The organism is Enterococcus sp. FSL R5-0957, from assembly GCF_038008005.1.
GTDB lineage: Bacteria > Bacillota > Bacilli > Lactobacillales > Enterococcaceae > Enterococcus_B > Enterococcus_B faecium.
On the sequence record NZ_JBBOYG010000001.1, the window covers coordinates 1898579 to 1912520 of the forward strand.

At 37.4% G+C, this 13942-nt stretch carries 11 protein-coding genes and 1 pseudogene; 3 read left to right on the forward strand and 9 right to left on the reverse strand.

Annotated elements, in window-relative coordinates:
• Positions 1-11: 11 nt before the first annotated feature.
• The 3 genes from dltB to MKX69_RS09255 are packed head-to-tail and all read right to left on the reverse strand — an operon-like array spanning position 12 to position 2888.
• Complete coding sequence (gene dltB, locus MKX69_RS09245) at positions 12-1217, reverse strand: D-alanyl-lipoteichoic acid biosynthesis protein DltB (protein ID WP_341009907.1); 1206 nt, start codon at positions 1215-1217, stop codon at positions 12-14.
• Positions 1214-2728, reverse strand: a complete 1515-nt coding sequence (gene dltA, locus MKX69_RS09250) for a D-alanine--poly(phosphoribitol) ligase subunit DltA (protein WP_341009909.1) — start codon at positions 2726-2728, stop codon at positions 1214-1216. The genes dltB and dltA overlap by 4 nt, the downstream gene beginning before the upstream one ends.
• A 10-nt stretch (positions 2729-2738) precedes the next feature.
• Complete coding sequence (locus tag MKX69_RS09255; protein ID WP_002288113.1) at positions 2739-2888, reverse strand: teichoic acid D-Ala incorporation-associated protein DltX; 150 nt, start codon at positions 2886-2888, stop codon at positions 2739-2741.
• 271 nt (positions 2889-3159) lie between these two features.
• Here MKX69_RS09255 and MKX69_RS09260 point away from each other — a divergent pair.
• Positions 3160-4045 (forward strand): annotated as a pseudogene (locus MKX69_RS09260) (IS30 family transposase).
• A 117-nt stretch (positions 4046-4162) separates the two neighbouring features.
• Here MKX69_RS09260 and MKX69_RS09265 read toward each other — a convergent pair.
• Together MKX69_RS09265 and MKX69_RS09270 are read right to left on the reverse strand one after the other, a co-directional pair.
• Complete coding sequence (locus tag MKX69_RS09265; RefSeq protein WP_341009912.1) at positions 4163-6205, reverse strand: ABC transporter permease; 2043 nt, start codon at positions 6203-6205, stop codon at positions 4163-4165.
• The gene (locus MKX69_RS09270) at positions 6195-6962 is read right to left on the reverse strand and encodes an ABC transporter ATP-binding protein (protein WP_002304285.1); all 768 of its coding nucleotides are present in this window, start codon (positions 6960-6962) and stop codon (positions 6195-6197) included. The genes MKX69_RS09265 and MKX69_RS09270 overlap by 11 nt, the downstream gene beginning before the upstream one ends.
• A gap of 325 nt (positions 6963-7287) precedes the next feature.
• On the opposite strand from MKX69_RS09270, the gene nrdD reads away from it, so the two are divergent.
• A complete protein-coding gene (nrdD, locus tag MKX69_RS09275; RefSeq protein ID WP_341009914.1) occupies positions 7288-9477 on the forward strand; it encodes an anaerobic ribonucleoside-triphosphate reductase in 2190 nt (729 codons plus the stop codon).
• 438 nt (positions 9478-9915) lie between these two features.
• The gene (gene nrdG / locus MKX69_RS09280) at positions 9916-10518 is read left to right on the forward strand and encodes an anaerobic ribonucleoside-triphosphate reductase activating protein (RefSeq protein WP_002288081.1); all 603 of its coding nucleotides are present in this window, start codon (positions 9916-9918) and stop codon (positions 10516-10518) included.
• Positions 10519-10571: 53 nt separating this feature from the next.
• Here the strand turns inward: nrdG and dinB are convergent, their stop codons facing one another.
• The 4 genes from dinB to MKX69_RS09300 all read right to left on the reverse strand — a co-directional run bounded on the left by dinB (position 10572) and on the right by MKX69_RS09300 (position 13907).
• Positions 10572-11693 (reverse strand): DNA polymerase IV, encoded by a 1122-nt coding sequence (dinB, locus tag MKX69_RS09285; protein WP_341009917.1) that lies wholly within the window; start codon positions 11691-11693, stop codon positions 10572-10574.
• A 108-nt stretch (positions 11694-11801) separates the two neighbouring features.
• Positions 11802-12674 (reverse strand): 16S rRNA (cytidine(1402)-2'-O)-methyltransferase, encoded by an 873-nt coding sequence (gene rsmI, locus MKX69_RS09290; RefSeq protein WP_010727899.1) that lies wholly within the window; start codon positions 12672-12674, stop codon positions 11802-11804.
• Between the two features lie 68 nt (positions 12675-12742).
• Entirely contained in the window at positions 12743-13090 is a 348-nt protein-coding gene (locus MKX69_RS09295) for a DNA replication initiation control protein YabA (protein ID WP_002288076.1), read from the reverse strand.
• Positions 13083-13907 (reverse strand): PSP1 domain-containing protein, encoded by an 825-nt coding sequence (locus MKX69_RS09300; RefSeq protein ID WP_341009921.1) that lies wholly within the window; start codon positions 13905-13907, stop codon positions 13083-13085. The genes MKX69_RS09295 and MKX69_RS09300 overlap by 8 nt, the downstream gene beginning before the upstream one ends.
• Between the last annotated feature and the right edge of the window lie 35 nt (positions 13908-13942).

The following is a 13942-nucleotide window of genomic DNA, read 5'->3' on the forward strand; positions in this document are numbered from 1 at the left end:
GTCACTATTCGTTAGCTAAAAAAAAGTTTATCTAAAAATCCTGAAAAAATCAGGAAGCCAAAACATACTGCTTGAAATGTCAAAAATACGGCTAAGCCATGCGTAAATTTGTTAGAAGGCAACTGCTCTTTATGCTTCTTCTTAAATCGGATCCATGCATCTGTCAGACAGATCAGACAAGCATGATACAGTCCATATACGATGTAGTACCACGTCAATCCATGCCATATACCCATTAGAAGAAACAAAGCAAAATAACCGATATTTGACATTACGATCTTGCTTTTAAAAAATTTTTTCTTCATCATGAAGAACATCAATCGCATATATACATAATCACGGAACCAAAAGGACAGCGTCATATGCCAACGATTCCAGAATTCTTTGATATTCCATGATAAAAAAGGTTTATTGAAATTGATTGGTGTCTGATACCCCATCATGTAGCTTGTACCGACTGCAAATAAGCTATAGCCAGCAAAATCAAAAAACAAATACATACTGTACACGTACATATAACCTACTAATGCCCATGAAATACCACCATGCTGTAAGGCAATGCGTCCCACTACAGGAAGCAGTACTTGACCAAAATAATAACCGATAATGAATTTATATAAAAAACCGACAAAAATATTTTGGACGCCTTTTCCCAAAAGATCAACATATTTATCACGAACAGGCGGATGGAGCTGATCTTTTTCAAATCTCCTATAGCGATCGATTGGTCCAGAAGAGATTGTTGGAAAGAACAGCAGAAACTGGATATAACGAAATGGCTTATATGTTTTGATCATGCCATCTCTTATTTCCATGATCATTTGTACAGATTTAAAGGTTAAATAAGAGATTCCTAAAAAACCAAGTAACGATGCTTTTCCATGTTCAAAAAAAGGAGTCACTTTCGTTAAAAACAGTGGAATTATCGCTAAAATAACGGCGGCAAAAAAACATCCTGTCTGATTTTTCCTTTGCCGATAAACAAAATAGCCCCATACAAGTATCGTCTGCCACAAAACATACCCAATCAGCGCCGCTCCCTGTTGCCAATAATTACCTCCAAAGCTGACAAATAAAAAGAAAAGTGTCACTGCTGATTGATAAACTGGTAATCTTTTTTCCCATATCAATAAAGATAGAACGATCGGTACAAGCGCAATGGCTAAAAGAAAAAAATAAAACGGCTCTGCATAAGGGATCATATGAGGTAACATCATTCAGGATTCACCTCAGCTGTTAATTTTTTTCGATCGATTTTTCCATTAACTGTCTGAGGCAGCAGATCGACATAATGGAACTTCTGAGGAATCATATAATCCATCACAACTTCTAGTAATTGTTCTTTGATAGATTTAGTCAACTGAAAATCCGGCTGTTTCGTTTTGTTTTCTAATACGACAAAAGCAACCAGCTGCTGTACTTTTGTTCCTTGGTATTTTGGTACGACGACAGCTTGTTTGATTCGGTTGTCTTGGAGCAGATAATGTTCGATATCCCCGAGTTCAATCCGGTATCCATGTAATTTGACCTGCTGATCCATACGTCCTTCATAAAATAAAAGCCCATCTTCATCTAGTCTACCTGCATCCCCTGTATGGTAACTTGCTAAGTCATTTTGACAAAAGAACGCAACAGCTGTCTTTTCGGGATTGTTCAGGTAACCTTTTGATACGCTTGGTCCTGCAATAATGATTTCACCCGTTTCTCCTTTTGAAACAGGTTTGCCTTCTTGGACAATAGAAACTTTCGTGTCTTTTTTTACGTAGCCAATCGGTAGTCGGTCATAACTATCTAGTACATGCTGGTCAATCTGAATACTTGAAATAGCTACAGTTGCTTCTGTTGGACCGTAAGTATTATATATCCGTGCATTTGGGAATCGATCAAGTAGACTTTCTGCAGTTTTTTTCGTCAATTCTTCTCCGCAAAATAAAAACATGTCCAATTCCGGCACATTTTCTCCATTGAATGTAGGTTCCATCAAGCAAATATCCATAAATGATGGAGTAGAAACCCACACATTCAACTTCAAGGCTGGCAATGTCGCGAATAATTGACGAAAGTCTTGAACAACTGCTTTATTTAACGGCTTCAGCATTCCGCCAGAAACTAATGCAGGATAAATAGAAAATACCGATAAATCAAAAGAAAATGGCGCTTGGGCTAAGAAATGCATACCAGGCTTGATCCCAAAGTCTTCCATCGTCCATTGAACAAAGCTGACTAGATTATCATGACTGATTTGTACGCCTTTTGGTTCTCCAGTAGTACCAGAAGTAAAAATAATATAAAAATTTTCTGTACCTTTTACGCTATTTCTGGGATAAAATCCTACTGGTATCTTCTTGATTTCTTGAAATTCTTTTTTTGTTATGACAGGAACCGAAGGAATATCTTCTATCCAGTCCCCGATACTGATGACCATAGATGGTTTAGCCACCCGAAAGATCGACAGGATACGCTCCTTGGGTGTATGCTCTTCAATCGGCAAATAGGCATGGCCAGATTTGACAACCCCTAGAAATGAGACAATCATTTCAAACTCCAAATTGCCAAAAACGACAATTGGTCCATCGCCTTCTACCTTTTTTTCTAAATAATAAGCAAGTGCGTCTGATGCTTGTTTCAATTCACCAAAAGTATGCGTCTCATCTGCCTGATAAGCAACTCGATCAGGTTCATTTATTCCCCAATCATCGATTGCTTCAATAATCGTTTTGATTTCCATACTCTTCCTCCTAAAATTCGTTATAGATAAAAGTTCCTCCTTGAATATTTTTATAGTGATACAGATAAATCAGGAACAGCAGTACTGCACTATAAAAAATTGTTCGAATGATGAATTTTCCCCAATAATTCAATTTTGGATTAGAACGCCATTTGTTCATTGGATTCCCTCCTCATATAACCTCACACAAAGTGTAACTAATTTTGACAAAAAGAAACATGTGTCTAGCTTACAGAAACCGTTTTTTTACTAACAGTTTTGTCACATAGCTTTTATAAAAATAGCACATCAAATCACTGCTTTTTTCTTTATAATTTCTCGTACTTTTAAAAAATCGCGAATTGTAAAATTAAGTTAGAAAAATAAAAAGGCATTTATGGTACACTCAAATTGTATTTCCGACGAAAGAAAACAAAGGAGTGTAACCATAAATGACCTACAAACATCTTACCATAGACGAACTGACAATGATAGAATCATATTATCTTCAACATAATAAGCCGGTTGAAATCGCTAACCGAATGGGACGTGCTATACAAACTATTTATAATGTAGTCAATAAGTTCAAGCAAGGTAAGACTGCTCTTGATTATTGGCACCAGTATAAAGAAAAAATGTGGTAGAAAAGTCATTCAATTACCTGCTCATGAAGTAGATTACATTAAAGAGAAAGTCACTCTTGGTTGGACGCCTGACGTCATTATCGGGCGAAAAGAAAGACCTGTTTCATGCGGTATGAGAACACTTTATCGTTTATTTTCTAAAGGAATATTTGATATTGACACACTACCGATGAAAGGTAAAAGAAAACCCAATGGCCATCAGGAAAAACGGGGAAAACAACAGTATCAGCGCTCAATCCATGATCGACCTGATAATTATCCTGATTTCAATTTAGTTGAAAGATTATCTAAAGTCATTATCACGATTAAACCCAACGGCCGTAAGGCATTAGATATTGAAACTGCCCTTAATCAATGGTTTTCTCGCTTCCCTAAAAACTTCTTTAAATCTATTACGTTTGACTGTGGAAAAGAATTTTCTAACTGGAAAGCCATTAGTAACCAACATGATATTGATATATATTTTGCGGACCCTGGAACACCTTCTCAACGCCCATTAAACGAGAATTCTAACGGGATTCTGCGTCGTAATGGACTGCCGAAATCAATGGATTTTAGAGAAGTGAATCAGACATTTATTTCCAGTGTCAGCAATCAACGTAATCATATTCCAAGAAAATCATTGAATTACAGAACACCAATCGAAATATTTTTGAGCTATGTACAAGAAGCATTTTATTCTAGCTTAATTTGACAAATCATAAATATAAAAAATAAAGAGGTTGTGACAAAAATCGTGTCACAACCTCTTATTCCAAATAAATGGTATTCAAAATTTAGTTCTATTTATTATCTTGTCTTATTCCGTATATCATTCCTCGATAATCCGATAATATAACTGACTCGTAATGACATAAAGCAAAAGATAGATAAGGATCAATAAGCCACTCACAAGATAAGCCAACCAGTAATCGGCAGTTTTTATATACTGAGTGAAGACATTGATTGCAAATACTGCGTGAGTGATCCCTAATATCATGGGTGGAAAGAAGGTAAGTGCGTTTTGCTCGAAGATCATCCGTCTGATCCTTCTTTGTGGAATCCCCAGCTTAGTCAATAGGTGATAATTTTCTTTTTCTTCCTCTGCTTCTGCTAATTGCCGGACTGTCAAAATACTACCAGTAGCAATAATCACGATCATCCCGACAAGTAGTGTGACAAAAATATTGATACCGATTCGCCGATTGACTGCACGCAATTTCGAATAGCTGGAAGAGAAATTCAAATGAGAGCTTTCTTGGCTAAATTGTGCTTCCTTCATTTGGTCATCCGGAAGTTTCTTTGTGCTAATTTCTCCTTGTAGACTTCCATTTACGATATCATAAGAATAATAAACAACATTGAGCCACTTTATCGACAGGTCATTGCTCAGTCGTTCATCTATTTTTTCATTATTTCCACCTGATACATCTACATTGACTACTTGATAATCCACACCTTTTGCTTTTTCAAAAACGGTATCATCTACAATCAGTACAGGACTTAGATATACCATTGTTTCGTCACCTAATACACTTGGAAGCATTTGTTGAATCTTCAATTCTTGATTATCTGGCAGTCCAATACTAGATCCATATAATGAAATATTCCGAAAAAGAGTTTGCATTTGATCAAGCAAAACAGTATGACCAGGTGATTTCAAAGAAATGTTCGGCAAATCTGGATTAACTTTTCTGAAGGCTTGATATTGTGTTTCCGTGATCAGATTAGCAGTTTGAAACATAGGTTCTTCGAGATTTTGACTATAGATACTCCCAATGACTTTATAATGCAAGGTGATTTCTTTAGTTATCTTCTGCCCTTCCTCTGCTAGAATCGGCTTGATTTTTTTCTCTGTCTCAACATCAAACTGATAGTCCATCGGGGAGGAAACTTTCTCCTGGTAGGATAAAATAGTAGAGATACTAGCCATGCCGCCAATTGTCATTAAAGAAATTCCGAGAATGACTGTAATCAGAGAATTTGTACGCCAACTTTTGAGCAAATGAACTTGCGTGTTACCCATTATCAAAAAATTGATACCATAGTAATAAATCTTCCATTTACTCAATATGATCAAAAATAACCGAAATGTATAACAGAAAAACAAATAAGTACCGACCACACAAACGAAAAAAATTAAAAAAGGAAAAAAGAAAACTAATGTATCAAGATAATGATAACTGATCATCCATGAAGTGATTTCCCTAAAATGACTAGCTCCAAAATATCCGCTCGTTAAAAGCAGTAACCCGATGACTGCGAGTAATCGGTGCCTTGTCCTGAAGCGCATTGTTGAACTACCTGCTTGTTCTTTTTCTCCAAAACTTCGAATCATTGGATAGCGCCATATTTTCCATATCGAATATACAGATACTGCTAAAAGGATGATGAAAAAAGCAAATAAAGTATCTACTACTGATGGAATGGAGATAAAAAATGGACTAGTAAGATCCATATCCATCATTCGAACCAAAATCATTGAAAAGAGTTTGGAAAAAATAATACCGAGTAATATCCCAGAAATGCAGGCGAACAATCCAATTATCATGATTTCTAACACATATATACCTGATATCTGCAGTTTATTCATACCAAAAAGCTGATAGATGCCTATTTCCTTTTGCCTTCTATTCAAGAAAAATCGGTTGGCACTGAATACGAAAAAAAGCAAAACAACAGTAATGATAAATCCGCCAAAACTCAATCCACCATCTATCGAAGTATCTTGACTTGCTCTTCTGACTAAAGATTGATCGTAGGTCATTGCGCTGAAGGAATAATAGATCATTACGGATAAAGTCAAACTGAAAAAATAAACAAGATAGCCTCGTGACTGCCGAAAAAAACTTTTAACGGCTAGTTTATACAGCATTCATTTTTCCTCCTCCGCCAATCGTCGCCTGCATGTCTATTACTTTCTCAAAGAACTCTCTTCTTGTCCCTCTTCTGACAACTTCAGAAAAAATCACACCATCTTTAATAAATAAAATTCTATCGCAGTAGCTTGCTGTATATGGATCATGGGTGACTAACAGTATCGTTGCTTTTTCTTTTTGATTCATGGTCTTCAAGTAGTTCAACAATTCTGTAGCCGACTTCGAGTCCAAAGAGCCAGTTGGTTCATCTGCAAAAATCACTTGTGGCTGAACAACAAGTGCTCTAGCAGCTGCAATTCGTTGTCTCTGTCCGACAGAAAGTTCATCGGGATACCGTTTGAGCAGTTCTTCTATATTCAACAATTGAGCTACATGTCTTACTCTCTTTTCCATTTCCTCTTTAGTCATCCGTTCAACTGCTAGGGGCAATAGGATATTGTCTTTTGCATTTAGGGTATCGATCAAATTGAACTCTTGAAAAATGAATCCTAGTTTTTTTCGACGAAAGTCACTGAGCTCACTGTTTTTCATTTTTGTGATTTCTTTTCCTTGGATCGAGACACTGCCCATCGTAGGCAAATTGATTGTGGACAAGATATTCATCAGCGTTGTCTTTCCTGCACCACTTGGGCCCATAATCCCAACAAACTCGCCTTCTTCTACTGTGAATGAGATATTATCTAAGGCTTTGACGGGAGAAAGTTTGCTGCCGTAGCTTTTACTTAGATGTTTCACTTCGATCATCTTTTCCAATTCTTCTCCTCCTCTTTCATTTTTCATTTCTATTTATTTGCATAGTAGCATATCTACGGATAATTTGCTCTTATGTTTTTGTCACTTTTACTTGGACTGAATAAAAAATTTTATTCAATTATTTTATTCAGCAAAATTAAATATGCAAAAAACAAATCCACCAGCTACAAGTTTTCACCTTTTTTCACAATAAAATATACACTACATATAGTATAGAAATCCAATTATACAGCACATTGAATACTATATATAGCAGATATTTAGTTGCTCCTTCCCAGATTTTGTTTTATGATAGACAAGAACAATTTAGCAGGAGTTGAAGATAATGAAAGTAAATTATGAAGAAAAAACTGTCGTTACTCAGCAGCCAGAGACATCCCAGATGAAAGTCATCAAACGCGATGGCCGCCATGTTGATTTCGATGAACAAAAGATCAATGAAGCACTGATCAAAGCAGAAAAGAAAATTCACGGCTCATTATCACCACTTACTTACGAAAAAATTCAAATGATTGCAGACTTGGTTGTCCAAGAAATCAAAAGCCGGTTTGCTGAAAATGTCAAAATCTATGAGATTCAAAACATCGTGGAATATATATTACTAGAAAAAAACGAATATGAATTAGCAGAAGAGTACATCAATTATCGTACCAAACGAGATTTTGCTCGCAGTAAAGCAACAGATATCAACTTTTCGATTGAAAAGCTAATCAACAAGGACCAAACTGTCGTGAACGAAAACGCAAATAAAGACAGTAATGTTTTCAATACACAGCGAGATCTGACAGCCGGGATCGTTGGAAAATCAATCGGACTGAAAATGTTGCCACCACATATAGCAAATGCGCATCAAAAAGGTGATATCCATTACCATGATTTGGATTATCATCCTTATACACCGATGACGAATTGCTGCTTGATTGATTTCAAAGGCATGCTGAACAATGGGTTCAAAATCGGCAATGCCGAAGTCGAATCGCCAAAATCTATCCAGACCGCCACAGCACAAATCTCACAGATTATTGCCAATGTAGCGTCAAGTCAATATGGTGGCTGTTCTGCCGACCGAACAGATGAATTGCTTGCTCCTTTTGCAGAATTGAACTATAAAAAACATCTAAAAGACGCGGAAGAATGGATCGATTCGCTAGAACGCCAAAAAGAATATGCAAAAGCAAAAACCAAAAAAGATATCTTCGATGCTATGCAAAGTTTGGAATATGAAATCAATACCTTATTTACTTCAAATGGACAAACTCCTTTCACTTCATTAGGATTTGGACTAGGAGAAAACTGGTTTGAAAGAGAAATTCAAAAAGCAATTTTACAGATTCGAATCAATGGATTAGGGAGTGAAAAGCGGACAGCTATCTTCCCTAAACTGATCTTCACTTTGAAAAAAGGTGTGAACTTAAACCCTGAAGATCCTAATTACGACATCAAACAACTAGCATTGGAATGTGCAACGAAAAGAATGTATCCTGATATTCTGAATTACGATAAAATCGTTGAATTAACTGGAAGTTTCAAAGTACCTATGGGCTGTCGTTCATTCTTGCAAGGGTGGAAAGACGAAAATGGTCAAGAAGTAAATGTCGGACGAATGAATTTAGGTGTTGTTACATTGAATTTGCCAAGAATCGCGATCGAATCAAAAGGAGATCAGAATAAATTCTGGCAGTTACTGTCTGACCGCTTAGAAATCATGAAAGATGCTCTTCTCTATCGTGTAGAACGTTGTAAAGAAGCCATTCCTGCAAATGCACCAATTTTATATATGTATGGTGCTTTCGGGAAACGTCTTTCACGTACCGATTCTGTCAATGAATTATTCAAAAACCGTCGAGCTACTGTATCGTTAGGCTACATTGGATTATATGAAGTTGCTTCAGCTTTCTTCGGTGGCGAATGGGAAACAAACCCAGAAGCAAAAGCTTTCACACTTGATATCGTCAAAGAATTAAAAGCTAATGCAGATGCATGGGGGGATGAATATGGTTATCATTTCAGTGTCTATTCAACTCCAAGTGAAAGTCTAACTGACCGTTTCTGCCGTTTGGATACAGAAAAATTCGGCATCATCGAAAATATCACAGATAAAGAATATTATACAAACAGTTTCCACTATGATGTGCGTAAAAACCCAACGCCATTTGAAAAATTGGAATTTGAGAAGGATTATCCAAAATATTGTTCAGGTGGATTCATCCACTACTGTGAATACCCTATGCTCCAACAAAATCCGAAAGCTTTAGAAGCTGTATGGGATTTTGCATATGACAAAATCGGGTATCTTGGTACGAATACGCCAATCGATCATTGCTATCAATGTGGTTTCGAAGGTGATTTCAAACCGACAGAACGAGGATTCGAATGTCCAGAATGTGGAAATCATGATCCAAAAACATGTGATGTAGTCAAACGTACTTGTGGCTATTTAGGAAATCCGCAAGCTCGTCCGATGGTACATGGCCGCCATAAAGAAATTTCCTCACGTGTGAAACACATGAAATGAGGTTGTGAAAAAGCTGTCCTGCATCAAGTAATAAGAACAGCTAAACAAAAATAGCTCCTCATATTTTTCGTTTAGTTGGGCTTATTACCGCAGATGCAAGCTTTTGAACACCGTTTAGTGGAGAGTTTGTGAAAAAGCTGTTCTGCATCAAGTAATAAGAACAGCTAAACAAAAATAGCTCCCCATATTTTTCGTTTAGTTGGGCTTATTACCGCAGATGCAAGCTTTTGAACACCGTTTATTCAGAATAAGAGGCTATGACAAGTCTTTTTTCACCACCCTCTTTCGATGGCTTTGTATCTTTGAACGCCCTCTATCAAAATAAGAACAAGCTTTCTTGAACAATGGATTTAGGTCAGTTTGTTCTTATTTATGTGGTCGAGTAGATTTTATCTTCAATAGCTATATCTTTGAACCTTAAATGAAAGAAGTTTTTTTATGAGAAATCCAAAACCAAAAGAATGGTTAGCAAAAGACTACAGCCAAAACTATATTGCTGACTACAAACCGTTTAATTTTGTCGATGGTGAAGGTGTCCGCAACAGTCTTTACGTTAGTGGCTGCTTATTTGCCTGCGAAGGCTGCTTCAACAAAGCTGCACAAAATTTCCGATATGGCAAACCATTCACACCTGAATTAGAAGAACAAATCATCGCTGACTTGCGCAACGATTACGTGCAAGGATTAACTTTACTTGGTGGCGAACCTTTTTTGAATACAGATGTTTGTCTGCAAGTCGTACGACGTATCCGAAAAGAGTTCGGTACGACAAAAGATATCTGGTCATGGACAGGCTATACCTTTGATGAATTGCTACAAGATTCAGAAGATAAATTAGAACTCCTTTCGCAAATCGATATCCTTGTTGACGGACGCTTTGAATTAAGCAAACGTGACCTAAAACTACAATTTCGCGGAAGTAGCAACCAGCGGATCATTGACGTCCAAAAATCTTTAGAATCCAATCAAGTTGTGATTTGGGAAAAATGTACGGATGCAACAGAAACCTATGAACAAATCAAAAAGCAAGACTTGATATAAAAACAGCTTTGGGAGAGAAAACGGATTTCCGGTTTCAACTCTCAAAGTTGTTTTTATATTTCTTGATTTTCCCATAATGGAAGGACGATGTTTTCATAAGTCATCGGGTCCAGATTCGTCAAAGTAATCCCTAACAATCGGATCCCTTTTTCTACTCCCAAGATTTCCTCCCATATAAGGCTTGCTTGATAAAAGAGTGCTTCTTTTTTATAGATATATTCTGGCAATGTCACTCTTTTGGTCACAGTAGAATAGTCCGTGTACCTGACCTTCAAAACTACTGTTTTCCCATGTTTTTGGACTCTTCTCAGTGCTTCTTCTACTTTTTCAGCTAGTTGGCGCAACTGAGTCAGCACTGCTTCTTCCGTTTGCAACGGCTGCCCATAAGTATGCTCTTTTCCCACAGATTTTCGCTCTCTTGTAACGTTTACTGGAGAATCATGGATTCCTCTGACTTTACGATAAAGAGAATAGCCCATTTTTCCAAAATTTCGAATCAACATCATTTCTGTGCATTCATATAGGTCTTTTCCTGTATAAATCCCTAGCTCATGCATTCTAGGTACAGTTTTCTTCCCTACCCCATGAAATTTTTCAATTGGCAAAGCTTTTAAAAATGGCACAGCGTCTTGAGGGGCAACTACCGTGATTCCTCTAGGTTTTTGATAGTCTGATGCTAATTTGGCCAAAAACTTATTGTAACTTACTCCCGCAGAACATGTTAGCTGGACACTCTCCCAAATATCTGCTTGGATCATTCGGGCGATTTTGATGGCTGACTTGCAATTGATTTTATTTTCGATCACATCAAGATACGCTTCATCGATACTAACTGGTTCCACAATATCTGTATAACGATAGAATACTTCCCGTACTTGTTTGGAAATATCGCTGTATTTATGATGGTCGCCAGGCTTAAAGATGGCTTGCGGACAAAGCTCATACGCTTTTTGTGCACTCATTGCTGAATGAATTCCGAATTTTCTTGCTTCATAATTTGCTGTAGTCACTACTCCACGCCCACCAGTGTCACTGGGGTGTCTGGCAATTACTAATGGATGTCCGCGAAACTCAGGATGATCTCGTTCTTCAACCGAAGCGAAAAAAGCATCCATATCAATATGAATGATTTTTCTTGATGTATCATTATGTAAAGGAAATTGCAGCTCCATCATCCTCACCTCTTATTTATTATACAAGAACATTAGTTCGCATTCAAGGGATTTGAAAAGTTAGTAGCTGATTTCCTCATTAGTCTTTCATTATAGACAACTTATACTATCTCAGTCTAATTCATGGTACTGACGGTAGACTTCTTGTTTTTTCAGCCCATTTTTCAGCGCTACTGCTTTGATAGCAGCATTTGGTTTTTCGCCTGAAGCGATCTTTGCTTCTACTTGTTCCTTTAACGTTCCCAACTCTTCATCAACTTCCGTCACTGGCGTTTCAAACAAATTCCCTTCTACAAGCAGACAACATTCACCCTTTACTGGATGTTCTTCGATATAAGCGAGTAGCTCTTGCGTACTTCCTCTAAGGTATTCTTCATGGACCTTTGTCAATTCTCGACACAAAACGACTTGGCGATTTCCAAAAATTTCTAAGAAATTCGTCAATGTAGCAATGATCCGATAAGGTGACTCATAAAAAATTAGCGTAGCTGTCTGTTCTTTTAGCTTTTTCAATGTTTCTTTCTGTTCTTTTTTCTTACGTGGAAGGAAGCCATAAAATAAAAATGGTTGAGGCACTAGCCCTGAAGCAATCAAAGCCGTCATCCCAGCTGTAGGTCCTGGGATAGAGATCACAGAAATCCCTTCTTTTATGCAGGCTAAAACTAGCTCATGTCCAGGATCGCTGATGGAAGGCATTCCTGCGTCACTGACTTGAGCAATCGTTTTTCCTTCTTTTAACAAAGCAATCAATTGAGGGACACGTTCTTTATAATTATGTTCATGTAAACTTTTTTGGGGTGTATGGATTTCAAAATGATTCAATAACTTTTGTGTATTACGCGTATCCTCACTTGCGATAAGATCGGATTCTTGCAGCATACGAACACTTCTGTAGCTCATATCTTCTAAATTTCCAATTGGCGTCGGTACAAGATATAAATCCCCATATACCGGATTTCCCTTGAAACTTTTTTGATTATACATCTGTCACAATCTCCTTAATAAAAAGACTGGAGCAGTATTTCTCCGCTCCAGTCTCCTCTTGTTATTGGTCATCGACCGCTTTCGCGATAGATCACTTCTAGACAAAACGCACAAGGCTCGTCATTGTCCCTTCTTGATCCATATAAATCGTAGCAGACATGGAATCCTTCTTCATAAATTTTTTCAAGATTCATACGAGACTTAGAAAGTTCCTGCTTCACATTTTCAGCTGGAGCTTGTGCAACTTGGTTCAATTCCCGCAGGTGTTCCCGCAGACGTTGATTTTCCATCTCCAAAGTTGTATTTTTTTCTACGATCTCATGCAAAGCATGCTTCATTTCAACAAGTTCTGTTAATGTATTTCTCAACTCTGATTCTAATTGATTCAATCCGTCGTATAATGATCTCTTATCCATTCATCTCACCTACTTGGACAAATTCTTTCAATTCATCCCATTCATATTCGACAGGATTTTCCCGTCCAGTCAGCCGAATACTAACGATACGGCTAAGCAGATTCAACCCTACGACTTTCCCTTTACCATCAGGTGTAGCAATTACTTTTCCAAAGTCAGGGAGTTCTTTTTTCGCTGTCTCGTATTCTTCGCTCTCATATTGCAGACAGCACATCAAGCGTCCGCATAAACCGGAAATTTTTGTTGGATTCAAAGATAAACTTTGATCTTTTGCCATTTTGATTGATACAGGCACGAAATCGCCTAAAAAAGAAGAACAGCATAATGGACGCCCACATGGACCAATTCCGCCTATTATCTTTGCTTCATCGCGGACACCAATTTGTCGAAGCTCAATACGAGTACGAAATACAGCGGCCAGATCTTTTACCAATTCTCTAAAGTCAATTCGCCCGTCCGCCGTGAAAGAAAAAATCAATTTATTTCGATCAAATGTGTATTCAGCTTTGACCATTTTCATTTCCAACTCACGCAACTGCACTTTTTCTTTTGCGATTTTCAATGCATCATGAGCATCTTTTTTGTTTTTTTTATCTTTTTCTAATTCAGCTTGTGACGCTTTATGCAAGATCGGACGGATAGCTTCAGGAAGGTCATTGGGATCAATCTCTTTTTTAGGAAGGACAACAGTAGCAATATGTAAGGATTGCTGAGATTCGACTAATACCTTGTCATTATAAACATATTCAGAGTCTCCTGGTGCAAAATAATAGATATGACCTGCATCTCTATATCGGACACCTACTACTTCTACCATTTCCATCCTCCTTGATCATCATCCTTTGCGGCAAG